Source organism: Kitasatospora sp. NPDC093558, assembly GCF_040683475.1.
Taxonomy (GTDB): domain Bacteria; phylum Actinomycetota; class Actinomycetes; order Streptomycetales; family Streptomycetaceae; genus Kitasatospora.
The window spans coordinates 1-16,643 of record NZ_JBFBDY010000037.1; the positions used below are offsets into that span (position 1 = coordinate 1).

11 protein-coding genes are annotated in these 16,643 nt (G+C 72.3%); 7 read left to right on the forward strand and 4 right to left on the reverse strand.

What is annotated here, in order from left to right; all coding sequences use genetic code 11:
• Positions 1-1,011 (reverse strand): helix-turn-helix transcriptional regulator (locus tag AB0O00_RS06775; RefSeq protein ID WP_363649028.1); only part of this gene is annotated, 1,011 nt, incomplete at its 3' end.
• Between the two features lie 372 nt (positions 1,012-1,383).
• On the opposite strand from AB0O00_RS06775, the gene AB0O00_RS06780 reads away from it, so the two are divergent.
• From AB0O00_RS06780 to AB0O00_RS06800, 5 genes are all read left to right on the forward strand, one after another.
• Complete coding sequence (locus AB0O00_RS06780) at positions 1,384-4,605, forward strand: M28 family peptidase (protein ID WP_363649029.1); 3,222 nt, start codon at positions 1,384-1,386, stop codon at positions 4,603-4,605.
• Between the two features lie 367 nt (positions 4,606-4,972).
• A complete protein-coding gene (locus AB0O00_RS06785) occupies positions 4,973-6,205 on the forward strand; it encodes a cytochrome P450 (RefSeq protein WP_363649030.1) in 1,233 nt (410 codons plus the stop codon).
• The gene (locus AB0O00_RS06790) at positions 6,202-6,717 is read left to right on the forward strand and encodes an SMI1/KNR4 family protein (protein WP_363649031.1); all 516 of its coding nucleotides are present in this window, start codon (positions 6,202-6,204) and stop codon (positions 6,715-6,717) included. Before AB0O00_RS06785 ends, AB0O00_RS06790 begins: the two co-directional genes overlap by 4 nt.
• A 200-nt stretch (positions 6,718-6,917) precedes the next feature.
• Positions 6,918-8,228, forward strand: a complete 1,311-nt coding sequence (locus tag AB0O00_RS06795) for a S53 family peptidase (RefSeq protein WP_363649032.1) — start codon at positions 6,918-6,920, stop codon at positions 8,226-8,228.
• 54 nt (positions 8,229-8,282) lie between these two features.
• Positions 8,283-8,753, forward strand: a complete 471-nt coding sequence (locus tag AB0O00_RS06800) for a GNAT family N-acetyltransferase (protein ID WP_363649033.1) — start codon at positions 8,283-8,285, stop codon at positions 8,751-8,753.
• Positions 8,754-8,813: 60 nt separating this feature from the next.
• On the opposite strand, the gene AB0O00_RS06805 is transcribed toward AB0O00_RS06800, so the two are convergent.
• On the reverse strand, positions 8,814-9,374 hold the full coding sequence (locus AB0O00_RS06805) for a hypothetical protein (protein ID WP_363649034.1): 561 nt from the start codon (positions 9,372-9,374) through the stop codon (positions 8,814-8,816).
• Between the two features lie 935 nt (positions 9,375-10,309).
• On the opposite strand from AB0O00_RS06805, the gene AB0O00_RS06810 reads away from it, so the two are divergent.
• Both AB0O00_RS06810 and AB0O00_RS06815 read left to right on the forward strand, forming a co-directional pair.
• Entirely contained in the window at positions 10,310-11,167 is an 858-nt protein-coding gene (locus AB0O00_RS06810) for a helix-turn-helix transcriptional regulator (RefSeq protein ID WP_363649035.1), read from the forward strand.
• The gene (locus AB0O00_RS06815) at positions 11,158-11,493 is read left to right on the forward strand and encodes a DUF296 domain-containing protein (RefSeq protein ID WP_363649036.1); all 336 of its coding nucleotides are present in this window, start codon (positions 11,158-11,160) and stop codon (positions 11,491-11,493) included. Before AB0O00_RS06810 ends, AB0O00_RS06815 begins: the two co-directional genes overlap by 10 nt.
• Positions 11,494-11,738: 245 nt before the next feature.
• Here AB0O00_RS06815 and AB0O00_RS06820 read toward each other — a convergent pair whose 3' ends face one another.
• Both AB0O00_RS06820 and AB0O00_RS06825 read right to left on the reverse strand, forming a co-directional pair.
• Complete coding sequence (locus tag AB0O00_RS06820) at positions 11,739-12,425, reverse strand: hypothetical protein (RefSeq protein ID WP_363649037.1); 687 nt, start codon at positions 12,423-12,425, stop codon at positions 11,739-11,741.
• Positions 12,422-16,627, reverse strand: a complete 4,206-nt coding sequence (locus AB0O00_RS06825; RefSeq protein ID WP_363649038.1) for an NEW3 domain-containing protein — start codon at positions 16,625-16,627, stop codon at positions 12,422-12,424. Before AB0O00_RS06825 ends, AB0O00_RS06820 begins: the two co-directional genes overlap by 4 nt.
• Positions 16,628-16,643: the final 16 nt, after the last annotated feature.

Here is a 16,643-nt window from a genome sequence, read left to right on the forward strand (position 1 = left end):
GAGGTGGAGCCGGGCCCGGCCGATGCGCCGGACGGTCTCCCGGACGTCGCCGGTGAGCGCGTGCGCCCGGGCCTGGCCGATCTGGCCCATCGCCGCCGCCCAGTGCCGCCCGGGGGCGACCCGGCCGGTCTCGCGGGCGTAGCCGAGGGCGGCGGCCGGGACGCCATCGAGCCGCGCGAGGGTGCTCATGTCGCTGAGCGCGGCGACCTGGGTGGCCGGGTCGCAGGCGAGTTCGGCCCAGGTGAGCGCACGGTCGAAACAGGCCATCGCGGTGGCGAGGCGGCCGCCCTGCATGCGCAGCGCGCCCGCCGCGTGCGCGTACTCGGCGGCGAGGCGGGCGAGCGGGCGCCGCTGCTCGACGGAGGCGGACGCGGTGGCGAGCCGGGCGAGCACGGCGCGCAGGGTGCGTTCGACGGCGACGGCGAGGCCGGGGTGGGCGGCGGTCTCCCCGGAGCGCAGCTGGGCGGCGAGGAGCCCGGTGAGGGCGTGGGCGGTGTCGGCGTCGAGAGGCGTCGGGGCGGCCGGGTCGGCGGCGCAGAACGCGGCGTGCAGGGCGGCGAGTTCGGCGGGTGCGGGCACGGTGCAGCCGTCGGCGCCGTGGAGGGGGCAGAGCAGTCCGTAGTCGGGCAGGCGTCGCGGCGGTGCCGTCCAAGGGGCTTGCGGCCCCCGCTCGTCGGGGTCTCCGGGCAGTGGCGGGCGGGTGAGGCCGGGGGCGAACGGCAGGACGACGGCGTTGAGTTCGGCCTGCTCGGCGCGCGCGAGGGCGGTGCGCAGTTCGCCCCCGGCGGCGAGGAGGTCGTCGAGCCTGTCGGCGACGCGCGGCGTGACCCGGCGGGTGCCGTGCTCGATCTTGCTGACGGCGGTGTGGTCGTAGCCGATGCCCGCGCCGAGCTGGGCCTGGGTGAGTCCGGCCCGCCGCCGCCAGTGGCGCAGCCGGGCGCCGAACTCGCGCCAGGGCCAGTCGGGTTGGGGTGCGGAAGGATCCGTCGCGGCCACCTGGTACCGGTGCACGACTGCCTCCCGCGGTAGCGCTCCAACCCCGGCCCCCGGGACTTTCACGGACCGTCCGACGATGAGGACGGTACTCGATGGCACGCGATCCGTACATGACGTGGTCTCAACCAATTCGGTGGTCCGCAGGGCCGGGGCGAGGGGCTGCGCGACCCCGTCCGGCCCACCTCCGGCCCGCGACCTGCGCCTTGACGGAATTTGCCAACCCTTGGCCGCCCCCGCACCGACCATTGACCCGGCCATGACGACGTGTGAGGGTTCCGGCACCCGAGCGCGGACGGCCCGCAGCGACGGCCGTCCCCCCAGACGCGGCCCGCGCAACGCGGCACCATGCCGTCCGCGGTCGAGGACCCCCACGTTCGAGGAGCCTCGATGCAACGCAGACTGACCACGGGCCGGTTGCTCACCACGGCGACCACCCTGACCGTGCTGGCCGGCCTCGTCGCCGCCACCGGCGCCGGACCGGCCGCCGCCGCCGACCCAGGACCATCCGCCGCCCCGCCCAGCGCCCTGGCCGCCGCCGTCAACGCCGCCGACGCCGCCGCGGCGGCCGGCCTGGACGCCCTCGCCAAGGGCCCCGGAGAGACGTACGAACGGCGGGCCGTCACCCCCTGGCTGAACGGCCTCTACTCCGTCGCCTACGAGCGCAGTTACCGCGGCCTGCCCGTGGTCGGCGGCGACGCGGTCGTCATAGCCGACGGCCAAGGACGCGTCCAAGGCCTCCAGTCCGCGGCCACCGGCCCGGTCGGCGGCTCGACGACACCGCAGGTGAGCGCCGCGCACGCGGAGAAGACGGCGCGCACCAAGCTCGCCGCCGTCGACTCGGTGGACGAACGCCGGCTCGTCGTCCGGGTCAAGGACGGCGCCGGACGGCTCGCCTGGGAGACCGTCCTCACCGGCCGCACCGACAGCGCGCCCAGCAAGCTCCACGTCTTCGTCGACGCCGCCACCGGCGAGGTGGTGGACAGCTACGACGACGTCCAGGCCGGCACCGTCAACAGCAAGTGGAACGGCCCGGGACCGCTCACCATCAACACCACCAACTCCGGTGGCTCGTACAGCCTGCGCGACCCCAATCGGCCCGGCCTGACCTGCTCCGACTACGACACCGGACAGGTGCTCACCAAGTCCTCCGACTCCTGGGGCACCGGCGACCCGTCCAGCAAGGAGACCGGCTGCGGCGACGCCATGTGGGCGGCCCAGACGGAGTGGAACATGCTCCGCGACTGGCTCGGCCGCAACGGCCACGACGGCAACGGCGGCAGCTGGCCGATCAAGATGGGCCTGAACGACGTCAACGCCTACTGGGACGGCAGCTCCGTCTCCATCGGCCACAACCAGGGCGGCGAGTGGATCGCCGCGCAGGACGTCGTCGGCCACGAATTCGGCCACGGCATCGACCAGTTCACCCCCGGCGGCGCCAACAACGAGAACGGCCTCGGCGAGGGCACCGGCGACATCTTCGGCGCGCTCACCAAGGAGTACGCCAACCAGCCGGCCCCCTACGACTACCCCGACTACCAGGTCGGCCGGCAGGCCAACCTCGTCGGCCAGGGCCCGATCCGCAGCCTCTACCAGCCCTCGCTCGTCAACAACGACCCCGACTGCTACTCCTCCTCGATCCCGAGCACCGAGGTCCACGCGGCGGCCGGCCCGCTCAACCACTGGTTCTACCTGCTGTCCCTCGGCTCCAACCCCGGTGGCGGCAAGCCCACCAGCCCCACCTGCAACGGCTCCTCGGTCACCGGCATCGGCGTCAAGCAGGCCGGCCAGGTCTTCTACGGCGGCATGCTGCTCAAGACCAGCGGCATGACATACAAGCGCTACCGCACCACCACCCTGACCGCCGCCAAGAAGCTCGACCCCACCTGCGGCTTCTACAACCGCACCAAGGCGGCCTGGGACGCGGTCAGCGTGCCCGCGCAGAGCGGCGACCCGACCTGCACGCCGTCCGGCAACAACGACTTCTCGCTCGCCCTCGGCCCGGCCTCCGGCTCCGTCCAGCCCGGCTCCTCGACCACGGCGACGGTCAGCACCGCCGTCACCTCCGGCACCGCGCAGACCGTCGCCCTGACCGCCTCCGGCGCGCCGACCGGCGTCACGGCCACCGTCTCGCCGTCCTCCGTGCAGACCGGCTCCTCCGCGACCCTGACCCTGTCCGCCTCCTCGGGCGCCCCGGCCGGGACGTACGTCATCACCGTCACCGGCACGGGCGTCGTCCGCGGCGAAAATACGGATGCCACCCACACCGCCCAGTACACCCTGACGGTCGGCGGCGGCACGCCCGGCGGGCCCGCGCCCGACATCGACGTCGCCAAGGTCCAGGCGCACCTCACCCAGCTCAACACCATCGCCGACCAGAACGGCGGCAACCGCCTGGCCGGCAGCGGCGGCCACAGCCAGTCCGTCGCCTACGTCAAGGCCAAGCTCCAGGCGGCCGGCTACACCGTCGCCGAACAGACCTGCAGCTCCTGCGACTACCCGTCCAGCAACCTGATCGCCGACTGGCCCGGCGGCCCCGCCGACCAGGTCACCATGCTCGGCGCCCACCTCGACAGCGTCCAGGCCGGCCCCGGCATCAACGACAACGGCTCCGGCTCGGCCACCCTGCTGGAGAACGCGCTCGCCCTCGCCCAGCAGAACCCGTCCCTCACCCGGCACGTCCGCTTCGCCTGGTGGACCGGCGAGGAGCAGGGCCTCCAGGGCTCCCAGTACTACGTCGGCCGGCTGAGCTCCGCCCAGCGCTCCGCGATCAAGGCCTACTACAACTTCGACATGGTCGGCTCGCCCAACGCCGGCTACTTCATCAACAACATCACCACCGCGCCCGCCGCCCCCATGAAGGCGTACTGGGACTCGCTCAACCTCCAGCCCGAGGAGAACGTCGAGGGCCAGGGCCGCTCCGACGACTACTCCTTCCAGCAGGCCGGCATCGCCACCTCCGGCTACGCGGCCGGCGCCGGCGCCGTCAAGACCTCCGCCCAGGCGGCCAAGTGGGGCGGCACCGTGAACCGCGCGTACGACTCCTGCTACCACCAGTCCTGCGACACCAGCGCCAACATCGACCCCGTCGCCCTGAAGCGCAGCGCCAACGGCGTCGCGTACACCATCTGGAAGACCTCGGTCGGCGGCACCACCCCGTCCAACGACTTCTCGGTGTCGGTCAACCCGGCCAACGGCTCGGTGACGCCCGGCAGTTCGGCGACCGCCACGCTCTCCACCTCGACGGTCTCCGGCTCCGCGCAGACCGTCAACCTGTCGGCGAGCGGCGCCCCGGCGGGCGTCACGGTCACCTTCAGCCCGGCCTCGGTGCAGTCCGGCGGCTCGTCGACGATGACGGTCGCGGCCTCCTCCTCCGCCGCCTCCGGCACCTACACCATCACGGTGACCGGCACCGGCACCGCCACCCACACCACCACCTACTCCCTGACCGTCGGAAGCACCAACCCCGGCGGCACCTGGACCCCCGGCACCACCTACCAGGCCGGCGACGTCGTCACGTACAACGGCGCCGGCTACCGCTGCATCCAGGGCCACACGGCCCAGGTCGGCTGGGAACCGCCCATCGTCCCGGCCCTCTGGCAGCGCATCTGACGTCTCTGACGCGCAGAGGGGAGAAAGAGCTGCGCCGCGGCCCGTCGAGGGGGACGGACCGCGGCGCAGCCGCGCGTAGAGCGAGCAGGCGCAGGCCGACGTACCGGTTGCGGAAGTGCTCCCCGGGCGCGGCGCCGGCGAGCGGGGCCTCTTATCTCTCCCCTCCGGGAGCAGGGCAGCGGAAAGCGACCGATCGGCCTCGCCGAACCGTACCCGTTCGCATGCGGCTTGACTGTCCGCCACCCGGGTGCCGGTGCCGGTCCGCGCTCACCCGAAGTAATCGCGCCGCGACCCGAACGCACCCGTCTGGCGTACAGTCTGGCGGGGTGGAATCACCCGCTCGGCCGTCGACCCAAGGAGAACACCGGTGACCACGGATGTGCGCGCCGTCCCCGAGCTCCCGCTCTCGGCCGTCGAGGAGTGGCGGGCCTCCGGGGCCGACCTCGTCGAGGTGCTCGCGCGGGCGCAGCGGGAGGTCGGGGGGATCGCCGCCATCCCGCTGGGCCCGACGCCTTCGGTGCTGGTCACCGATCCGGTTGCCGTCCAGCACGTGCTCGGGCGGCACCCGGACCGGTACGTGAAGCGGTCGCACCGCGCGCGAATGCTCGTCGGGGACGGCGTGCTCTCCGCCACCGGGGACGCGTGGAAGCGCCAACGGCAGCTGCTGCAGTCGCAGTTCACGGGGACGGGCATGCGCCGCTACGAGCAGCGGATCGCCGAGGCGGCGCAGCGGACGGCCGCCCGGTGGGCGGGGTACGCCCGCACCGGCGAGACCTTCGATGTCGGCGAGGAGATGCGCCGCTTCGCCCTCGACACCGTCTGGCGAGCCCTCACCGGGTACCCGTTGGACGACGACGCGGAGCGCGAACTCGCCGCCGTCCAACGGGTCGTGGCCGCCATGCCGACGCTCCCCGCCGACTCCGGCGACGCGCGCGACGCCGTGGCCGAGGACCTCGCCCGGATCGACGCCATCTGCCACGCCGCCATTGACGCGGCACGCTCCTCCAACGCCTCCGGAGTCCTGCAGGTCCTCCTCGACGCAGGCGACCAACACCCCGAGTACACCGACCAGTTGATCCGCGACGAGCTCGTCACCCTGCTCGTCGCCGGCCACGAGACCACGGCCACGACGCTCACCTGGCTCTATCTCCTCCTCGACCGCCACCCCGAGGCCCGTACGGCCGACCCCCAGGCGCTCGTCAGCGAGACCCTCCGCCTCTACCCGTCCGCGTGGATGCTCCCCCGGCACGCCATCGAGGACGACGTCCTCGCCGGCCACCACGTCCCCGCCGGCACGGACATCCTCGTGTGCCCGTACCTCACCCACCGCGATCCGACCCTCTGGCCCGACCCGGAGCGCTTCGACCCCGCCCGCTTCACCGCCACCGGCACGCGCCCCGCGCACCTCGCCGCCTACTACCCCTTCGGCCTCGGCGCCCGCGCCTGCCTCGGCACCCAGTTCGCCCTCCGGGAAACCACGGCTCTCCTCGAACTCCTCCTCCCCGCTTACGAGTTGGCCTTCCAGTCCACCCCCACCCGCGCCGCCTACAGCATCACCGTCCGCCCCGACGGCCCGACGCCCGCGGTGCTGCTCAAGTGACCTGGGACGCCTCCCGGATCCGCACGCGCCTCGCCGCCATGGCCGAAGCGGACCCCGAACGCCGCCGCTTCGGCTCCGACTACCACCACTACCGGCTCCGCCCGCCACTCACCGAGGACACCATCGGGGCGTTCGAGCGCCGGCACGGCGTCCAACTCCCCGCCTCCTACCGCAGTTTCCTCACCGCCGTCGCCGACGGCGGAGCCGGCCCGGACTACGGCGTCGTGGGCCTGACGGAGGACCTGGACGAGGAGGAGGCCATCCACGGCGAACGCGAGGACGACCTGCGCCCCGGCGTCCTGGCCACGCCGTTCACCGCGCAGGGCCCGCACGCGGTCGCCGGAAGCCTGGTCATCGCCGAGGGCGGCTGCGGCATGTTCTCCCGCCTGGTCGTCACCGGCCCGAACGCCGGCCAGGTGTGGCACGACGACCCCGACTGGGGCGGCCTCACCCCGGGCCCGGACTTCCACGACTGGTACACGGCCTGGCTCGCTCCCACCGAGGACGCCTGACGGTGGCGTGATGGCCCGTCGGAGTGATCGCGCCCACAGTGTCCGCCTCAACCCGGTCGGCCCCCGGCCGGACGCTGCGACGATGGCGCCACATCGAGCGGTCCGCCGTTGCGGGACCGCGCCACCGAACGCGAACACCCGGCCCGGGCCGGGCGGCGCCTCGACGGGCCTCAGGCCCGGTACGACGGAACGAGGAGTCCATGCGGCCCACCCCACTCATGCGTTTCCTGCTCGCCGTCCCCCTGGCACTGGCCCTCGCGGGCACCGCCGCGCCCGCGCAGGCCCTGACGCCGACCGGCGGCGGCGTGCAGGCCGCAGACCCGCCGGCCGTGACCGCCGAGCGGGCGTGCGCACCGGCGTCGCCCTCCGCGGCAGGCGCGCCGACCACGGTAGTGACCACGCCGGACGGCACCGACGTCGAGGTGCCGTCCGACCTGCGGGGCCCCTGCCTCGCCCTGGTCCGCACCGACCTGCCCCCACTGCGGCGCCTCCAGCCGGACACCGACCCGCCCGGCTACGGGCCCCGCGACCTCCAGGCCGCCTACAACCTGCCCCGCAACGGCGGCGGGGAGCGGACGGTGGCCGTGGTGGTCGCGTTCGACGACCCCACCGCCGAGAGCGACCTGGCGGTCTACCGCGACCAGTTCCACCTGCCGCCGTGCACCACGGCCAACGGCTGCTTCCGCAAGATCAACCAGAACGGCGGCAGCACCCCGCCCCCGACCACCGACCCCGGCTGGGTGGTGGAGACCTCCACCGACCTCGCCTCCGTCAGCGCCACCTGCCCGGACTGCCACCTCCTGCTGGTCGAGGCCGACAACGACTTCCTCAACAACGAGATCACCGGTGTCGCCCAGGCCTTCCTGCAGGGCGCCACGTTCATCTCGATGAGCTTCGGCGCGCCGGAATTCCCCAGCCAGACGCTCGTCGACGCGTTCTTCTTCCACCGCGGCATCGCGTTCGTGGCCAGCAGCGGTGACAACGGCTACCCCAACCCGCTCTACCCCGCGGCCTCGCAGTTCGTCACCGCCGCCGGCGGCACAAGCCTGCACCGGGTGCGGCGCCCCGTGCCGCCGTTCACCCGACCGGGCTGGTCCGAGAGCGCCTGGGTCGGCTCAGGATCCGGCTGCTCCCTCTTCGACCCGAAGCCGTCCTGGCAGCACGACCCCGGCTGCGCCAACCGCACCATCGCCGACATCTCCGCCGTCGCCGACCCCGGCACCGGCATCGCGATCTACGCCACCATCCCCAACGACGGCGCCGGCTGGCAGGTCATCGGCGGCACCAGCGTCTCCGCACCCCTGATCGCCGGAATGTACGCGGTCGCCGGCACCCCAGGCGCCAACGACTTCGCCGCCTCCTACCCCTACGCCCGCCCCCGGGCCTTCAACGACATCACCACCGGCTCCACCGGCTCGTGCGGCGGCTCCTACCTCTGCACCGCCCTCCCCGGCTACGACGGCCCCACCGGCCTCGGCACCCCCCACGGCGTCCGCGGCCTGCGCCGCTGACCCCTCCCGCGAAAAGGCGTGGCGGTGCGGAGGCGAGTTGACCAGGATGACGCCGTGACGATCACCATCCGCACCGCAACGCCCGCCGACGCCGCCCTCCTCGCGCAGCTCAACGACCACGTCCACACCCTGCACGTCGAACACCGCCCCGACCTCTTCACCCCGTCCCCCGACGCGGCGGCCCACTTCGAGGAACAGATCGCCGCTCCGGCCGTCACCGTCCTCATCGCCGAGTCGGCGGACGGCACCCCCGTCGGCTACGCCGTCGCCCGCATCGTCCACTGGCCGGGCAACACCTTCGCCATCCCCGACGACGTCGTCTACCTCGACCAGCTCTCCGTCTCCCCCACCGCCGCCCGCACCGGCGTCGGCTCAGCCCTCCTCGACGCCGTCCGCACCCACGGCCGCGCCGCCGGCTGCCGCCGCCTGACCACCGCCGTCTGGCACTTCAACACCGCCGCCCGCACCTTCTACGAGTCCGCCGGCCTGGCCCCGATGAACCAGCAGATGGACCAGTTGCTGTAGCGACAGGTCGGCCCATCCAACCTCACGGCTCGACGGGGCGGGTTGGCCGCTCGGACTCGCTCACGGCTCGACCTGGCGGGTGTACACACCGTCGGCGAGCAGCGAGAATCCGTGTCCCTCCCACGCGCGCCGGAGCTTGGCAACAGCCTCCTCGTCCGGCCGCCTCACTTCCGGGTCGTCGGAGTCGTACGAGCACGGCTCATCGGGCCCGTGGTCGTGGATCGGCGCCGGATAGCAGACGGCCAGCGACCCGGGCACGGCCAGCCGCCGCAAGGCCTCGACGGCCAGGCTCAGCCCCACGCCCTTGCCCCGCCACTCGTCCGACACCTCCACCGACTCCAGCAAGAGCAGCAGCGTCGGACGAAGTTCAGCCACGACCGGGGCAAGCTCGCCGTCCTCGGTGAAGATCACGCGCGGAATACGGTCGAGTAGGCCCGGGTCCGCATCGAACGCCTTGCGGGGGTTCGGGGTCACGCCGGGGATCACCCGGGTGATCACGGCAGTGCCGAAGACCGGCACCGTCTTGGTGTAGAAACTCGCCGTCCAGCGGTCGGCGAACTGCGCCCAGTCCGCATCTGCGTAGTGGGTGGACGTCCACGAGATGACGAATCGTTCGGACACTGGCTCTCCCATCCAACGGGGGTGGCCCCGCGCGACGCGCACGCGAGGCCACCGGATTTTCAACCGCCGGCTACTTGGGCGGCTGCTGCGGCGGGGTCTCCGGCGCAGGCTTGCCCGCGTGCTTCGGCGGCGGCTTCTCGTTGCCCTTGTGCTTGGACACGATGATCTCGACGCGCATGGTGGATCCTCCTACTCGGTGGGGGCGGTGGCGACCTCGGGCGGCATGGGGCCGGGCGGCCTCTCCGGGGTCTTCTCCGGCGGGTCGTGGCGCATACTGATGCCTCCTCACACTGGGCGGAACCGGACACCGGATGGTGCCCGGGTCGTTCGGTGTTGCGGACCCGCTCCGACCGTTCGAGCTGTCCAGGTCCGCCGGTCGGGGCGGGAGTTTCGGACCCTCCGTGCGCCCGGGGTAACAGTGCACGGAGGGGAGTTTCAGTGGGCTGACAGCCAGCCAGGACAGCCACGCAGCGCGTTCCTGCCACCACTCACGCCCAGACCTCCGCCCGGGCCGGGCGGCCGGCGCGGGCCTGTTCAGCAGCCTCGCGATACTCGGCGAGTTGGTCATCGGCCGTGAGCCTGCCCAGGTCGGCGGCCGTAACGGCCCCGAGCCACTCCCGGCCTACCTCAGCAACGGGCCCCGCGTGTTGATCTGCTGCGTCGCCAACCGCAGCAGGGTCAGTGCCGGGGACTCCTTGGCGGGCACCAGGAAGGCCTCATACGACGGGCCCTCCCGGAATCCGTGTACGTTCGGGCTCCTCATCCGCTCCCGAGAGGTCCGCATGGTCTCGGATCCCTCCACGGGCTCCGACCCGCTTGCATCAACGCCCACGGCACCTCCTGCCCTCTCGCCGTCCAAGTCCATTGGCCATCAACACAGGTGTACCTTCCACAATCCGGCCACGGAGGGGCATGCAGAGGGGCATCCTGGCGGCGTGAGCATCATCGGAGATCTGATCCGGGATCAGCGCCTGGCCCTCGGGCTGACGCAACAGAGCCTGTCCGACCGTCTCGGCCAGGAGGACGGCAACGGCAACGGCGACGGCCAGCCAGGCCGCGACCAGGTAAAGCGGTGGGAGTCCGGCAGGGTCACCCCTGGCAAGCGCTGGCTTGCCTGCCTGTCGACCGTCCTGTCCGTCCCTCTCGCCGAACTCAGCGCGGCCGCAACCGCTGCACGAATGGAGCGCCGGGCATTCCTTTCAGCGGTCGGCGCGGCAATTCCTCGTGCCCGGAAGGTCGAGCTCCGGGAGATGCTGGCAAGCATCGCGGGAGGGGATGAATCGTGGCTCTCACGGCATATCGTCCCGTACGACTTCACCGAGCAGTGGGCCAATCTCGCGAACCGCGACCAAGGCACCCGATGGCGGCTCGTACGCTGGCTCGACGACGGCTCCACGTCTATGCTTCGCGGGAACGCGCAGTCGGCCCTCTTCAAGACTCAGAAGCCCGAACTCATCGAACGAGCCGAGCAGTCCATGCGCTACGACGCCGAGACACGCGCCCGCTGCCTGCGCTGCTTCACCCGCCGGGCCTTCTCCCTGTCATGGCCCGACGCACGCACCTACACCGCCATCGCGGCCTCGACCGCACAGATCCGAACACTCGGCGCGCTCCTGCACGACCAGCACGACGCATCGAACCGCTGGTGTGCGGCGGTGTTCCTCGGCGAAGCCGTCAGCGGCGGTTCAGCCGATGCCCGGGATCTCCTCGTAGGCGCGCTACGCTCCGAGAGCAGCAGGGAAAACCTGCGCGCCATCGGACTTGCAGCGATCGGAGAGCATCCATGGAGCTGATCAGCCTCACAGCCAAAGGCGACCTGATCGAAGCACTCACAGCGGAGGCAGCAGCCCGCGGGATCCAGGACGCCGCCGTGGTGTCCGTGGTCGGCGCAGTGCGCTCCTTCACGCTTGCCAACATGAACGCCCAGACACCCCGGGAAACAGTCCTGACGACGGGGCGGTACGCCGAACTGTCCGGCAATGGCGAGATCATCGACGGCGTGGTGAACATCCACGTGACGTGTGGAATAGCTGGCGGAACCGCCCTCTCGGGCCATCTGAACGCCGCCGAGATCGGCGGACCGTTCTTCGTGAACGTCTATGTGATCCGCGCGAGTTGACGCGGAACCCAGGACGCTCGACTCCGGGCGGGCGGCCTGTTGGGCTTGCTCAGCCGGAAACAACAAAGGCCCGACCCGCCCACGAAGGCCAGGCCGGACCGTCCGCCTACGCAGCCTCGCACGATCAGTTCCGGGAGTTTGGCGGGCGAGTCCATCCGAAGAGCGAGCGCGAAGCCGGGCCGGAATACCTGAAACGTCTCCCGGTAGTCGCGGCCCAGCCGGCGAGTGTCCGCCGTTGAATCTCCTCAGTGGCGGTGGTGGTTGTCGGGTTGGGCGGGGTCACCGGGGTGTTCCAGGCCTTCTACGAGGGTGAGGCGGGCTGCCCGTTCGCGGTCGAGCCAGCGGGTGAAGGCGGCGCGGCGGGTGGCGTCGTGGATGGCGATGGTTTCGGGGGTGGTTCTGTGCTCGGAGATGAGGGTGGCTGTCCAGGGGCCGACGGTCACTTGTTCGCCCCTCGGGGCCTTGCGCAGAGCCTCGGCGAGGGCGGTCGGGAGGGTACGGGGGTCGGCCTCGAAGCCGCCGTCGGGGAGGGCGAGGTGCCAGATGACGGACGGCGGGCGGGTTGTCATCGTGCGGTAGTGGGCGAGTTCGGTCAGAGAGGGTTCGACATCGGCGGTGACGGACTCGTAGACCGCGCGCACGGCGGCGCTGCCCTCGTAGGCCGCTGCCGTGATCGAGCCTAGCTCCACGGCTGCTTGCTGGTCCAGATGGACGGGCGCCCCTTCCGCCACCGGCAAGTCGCGCTCGGCGGCCGCCGCCTCGCACAGGGCCTCCGTCAGCATCACCTGGGCCACCCAGCGCGTGAGTTGGCGGTCCTCCGGGCTTCCCCGGTGTGGGAGAGCTGTCGAGCGGGGGCCGTTGTGTAGGGCGGCGAGACGGTCGTCGAGGGCAGTGCGCGGCAGCGGGCGGCCGTCGAGGTAGCCGAGAGTCACCGGCGGACCTCCAGGGCGACGGTCGGGCTGTACTGGCAGCGGCCGAACCACATCACCTTGGCCAGTGCCCAGTACTTGCCGGGGTCGGCGTCCTCGGGAGCGGCAATGGCGAACGTGACGGCGGAGGACTCGCCGGGCGCGACGGTGAAGCCCCGGACGGGCTCCGCGATCGCCTCCCACGTGCCCCAGGGGGAGACCACCTGGAGCTCGCCCCGGATCTCGCTCCGGGTGCGGTTCGTGAGGGTCAGGCTGAGGTCCGTCCGGCCTCCGGGGGTGACCGCCAGGGACTCGCCGGCGACCGCGACGTCCAGGCCCGTGGCCCGGGCGGACGTCGCCTTCGTGCCCTGCGTGGCCACCCACTCCTCGGCGGCCTTGCCGGGGACGGGCAGCAGGTCGGGCAGGTCTCCGACGGCGAGCGTCACCACGTCCTCGATCTCCTGGCCGTCGTGTTCCAGCCGGACGGCGGCGAAGTACAGACCCGGCGAGACGTCCGCAGGCGGGGTGAGCGTCAAAGGGAAGCGGACGTGACCGCCAGGTTCGAGGCGGTACGGGCGGCTGCCGAGGCTCGTCCGCCAGCCCTCTGGCGGCAGCACGACGGCCGTGCCCTCTACGGCAACGTCGCGGAGATTCGAGGCGAGGACTGCGGAGACCTCCACCGGCTCCCCCGCCGTCCGCAGCAGCCCCGGCGAGGCGCCCACCGACACCGGCAGGTAGCCGAGCGGCGCCGGGCCACGGTTGTGCAGCCAGTAGCGGGCGTGGACGGGCTGGGCGGGTTCCGCCTCCGGGCCGAGGGCGGGGCCGGCGGAGGGGGCGGAGACGCTCGGGGTGGCCAGCAGCGTCACGATCTGCGAGCCGGAGAGGCCCAGGTCGGCCGGACCGGTCGGGCGTTCCAGCAGGTCAGCCCGCCGCAGCTCGTCCAGGCCCAGCGCGCCGCCGAGCGTCACCGTCCGTCCGAGGCCCGTCGACTCCACCAGCCTCACCATGAGATCCGGACCCACTGGCCCCACCGACCCGTGCGCGATCGGGTTGCCCGCCGGCTTCAATGCGCTCAGCAGTACCTCCCGCTGCGGCTCGACGCGCAGCCAGGACAGGGTGGACGGCAGGGGCCCGTCCTGAGCGGGCACAACACGGCCGTACAGCGGGTGGTTGAACTCCTGCCCCTGCGCGGGCAGCGTCTGCGCCCGCCAGTCCCCCGGCCCTCCAACCAGCGCGTAGCTGAACTCATGGGTCCAGTGCTGGAGTTGGAAGGACGAACCATCCGGCAGCGTACGCCGGGGCGGGTCGATCCAGACGCCGGACGGCCAGCCGGTGCAGGAGCGCATCAGGGACAGGTGCAGCGCGCCGGTGGCGTCCACTGCGAAGCCTGGGAGGCCGTAGCTGAGCAACGCCACGGTGTGGTTGACCAGTTGAGCATCGGGATCGGCCGACGGGCAGACGACCTCCACCCGCGCGTCCGCCAGGTCCGCCACCAGCGCCGTCGGGTCCGTGACGATGAGCACCGGGAGCGCCCGCAGGTCCCGCAGGTCCGCGCCGGGCCGCCATACCTCCGCGAGCGGCGAGACCGCCGGCACCCACACCGCACCGTGCGCCTTGAGCACGCTCGCGTACTCCTCGCCCGCCCGCTCGATCAACTCCCTTGCGGCCTGGTTCACTTCCGGACCGCCGACCACGATCCGGAAATCGGGCAGGTTGGAGTCCACGTCCAGCCATCCGTACCGGGCCCAGTCCGCGCCCGAGGTCGTCGCCGTGACGCCGACCCTGGCGAGCGCGACGACGAGCTCGCGGACGTCGGCGGCAGAGTCCAGCTCCGGCACGACGACCTCCGCCACGCCCAACGCCCGCTCCCCCAGCGAAGATCCGTCCGGATCGCGCAGCACCGCGCGCGCCGTCGCGCCGAGGCCGAACCAGGTGTTCGCCGGGTTGTCGAGCGTCCACGGCGCCTCCGCCGAGTCGACGTCGGGCATCGCGAAGCCGCGCCCGACGACCGCGCCCGCGACCTCGCTGACGGGCAGCGCGCCCGGCAGGTCGACGGGGAAGCGCAGCCGCAACAGCCGGTCGGCGCCGGAGTGGTCGACGACCCTGGTCCGGCAGTCGACCCGGTCGAGCCCGTGCCACAGCGTGACCGTCTGTTCGTAGCGGACGGCGTCCACGGAACCGACGATCACCAGCCGTTCCCCGAGCCGCCCGACCTCCCGCCGGACGACAGCCGCGCCCGAGCCCGGACCCGAACCCGACCCGACCACCGGCCCCTTGGGCAGCAGGTGCCAGGGGCCCTCGCCGAAGTCGGGGTGGTGCGGGTACTCCTCGTAGACGCGCAGTTCGTTCCCGATCGCGCCGTCGCGGATCAACTCCCGTTCGTGCAGCAGGTCGTAGACCGAGGCGAGACCGCCACCGCGCGCAGGATCGGCCCGCACCCGGTACCGCCCGTTGGCGATCGTCCACCCCTCGGCGACAGCCCAGGCCTCAGCCGGTACACCCGACGGCACCAGCCGCCACGTGCGCCACCCCAGCGCCGGTACGTCCGCCGCCAGGAAGCGCAGCGTGCCCCGGTCGACGACGCTCGGCACCTCCGCGCCGAGGGAGTCCAGCACCCGCACCGCGCGCACCTCCGAGGGCAGCCGGACGGCCACGAGGTCCGTCCGGTCGAAGGACAGCGTGTTCGTCACGACGACCCCAAAACCCTCCCCTTCGACGGAAATCCGCGACGTCAGCGCGTCCAGCGCCGCGTCCCGCACCTCCGCCGCGAGGTCGTGCGCCTCGCGCCAGCCGCCGAGCAGGTCGAGGTAGACCTGGTCGGACTCGGAGCCGGTGATCGCGTCGTGGTGGGCGCCGTACGCCAGGTGGCGCCACACCTTGTCGAGCGCGGCGGACGGGTACCGGCCGAGCCCGTGGACGGAGGCCAGCGCGGCGAGCTTCTCCGCGTCGACGGCGGCGACCTCGCCCGCACGCTGCGCCTGCTTGGTGTCGATGTAGGAGACGTCCTTGCCGGTGTAGACCGGGTTCATGTCCCGGGTCTGCGGGCTCAACCTGCGCCCAGAATAGGCGAGTTCGGCCCTGACGGCGTCCAGGAACTCCCTCGGCGTGGCGCACACGAAGCGCGGCCACAGGTACTTGGCGGCCCACGAGCGGTGGATCGCCGTGACCCACTTGTTCGGCGGGGTGTAGTCCGTCCCGACGGGCAGCAGCAGGTTCCGCGTGGCGCCGACCGGCTTGAGCTTGCGGTAGAGGTCGTAGACGGCCCGTTCGGCGGTGGCGAGGTCCGGGGAGGAGTCCATCCACCAGCCGGCCGAGTAGTGGTGGGGCATGTAGTGGGTGAGAACACCGTCGCCGCTGGGGGCGATCCACTCGAATTCACTCGGGAACTGCATGACCCGGGCGTCGTCCTTGCCCTCGCGGAAGTTCTTCTGGATCGGACCCCACTGGTGGAACGGGCCGCGCGCCCAGGCGCTCCCGGTGAGGCCCGCTGCAGCGAGGTGGCCGGGGAACTGCGGGTCGTGGCCGAACACGTCCAGCTGCCAGGCGGTTTGGGGATCGCCGCCGAGGATGTCCCGCTGGTAGCCGATGCCGTACACGATGTTGCGGATGGTCGTCTCGGCGCCGGTGAGGTTGGTGTTGGGCTCGTTGTAGGTGCCGCCGACGAGCTCGACCTGGCCGCGCTCCATCAGCGTCCGCAGCTGCGCGCGACGCTCGGGGTGCTGGTCGAAGTACGGCTTCAGGTAGTCGACTTCGGCGAGGACGAACTTGTAGACCGGGTCGCGCAGCGCGAGGTCCAGGTGGGCGTCGACGAGTGCGAAGCCGTTGCGCTCCCAGAGCGGACGGGTGGTCGCGTCCGCGGAGAGCAGCTCCCAGGGGGAGGTGTAGGCGGCCTGGGTGTTCCACCAGACCGGGTCGTAGTGGAAGTGCGAGACGAGGAACATCGTCCAGCCGGGCTCGGCGACTTCGACGACGGCTGCGACCTCGGAGTCCTCGACCCGCACCACGATGGGCAGTTGGGTCCCGACGGCGGCACCCGTGATCTCCAGCGGGACCTCGACCGACCCCGTGCCGGTCGCCTCGCCGCGCACGCCGGGGCCGCTGACCGCGATCCTGGTGGCGGGGCCGTCGGCGGGACCGTCGACGGTCACGCGCAACACCTGGCGCGGGGCGTCCTCGGGGCCCACGAACAGGTCGGTGCTCTCGACGGCGGTGATGGTGACCGGCACGGGCAGGGTCCTTTCT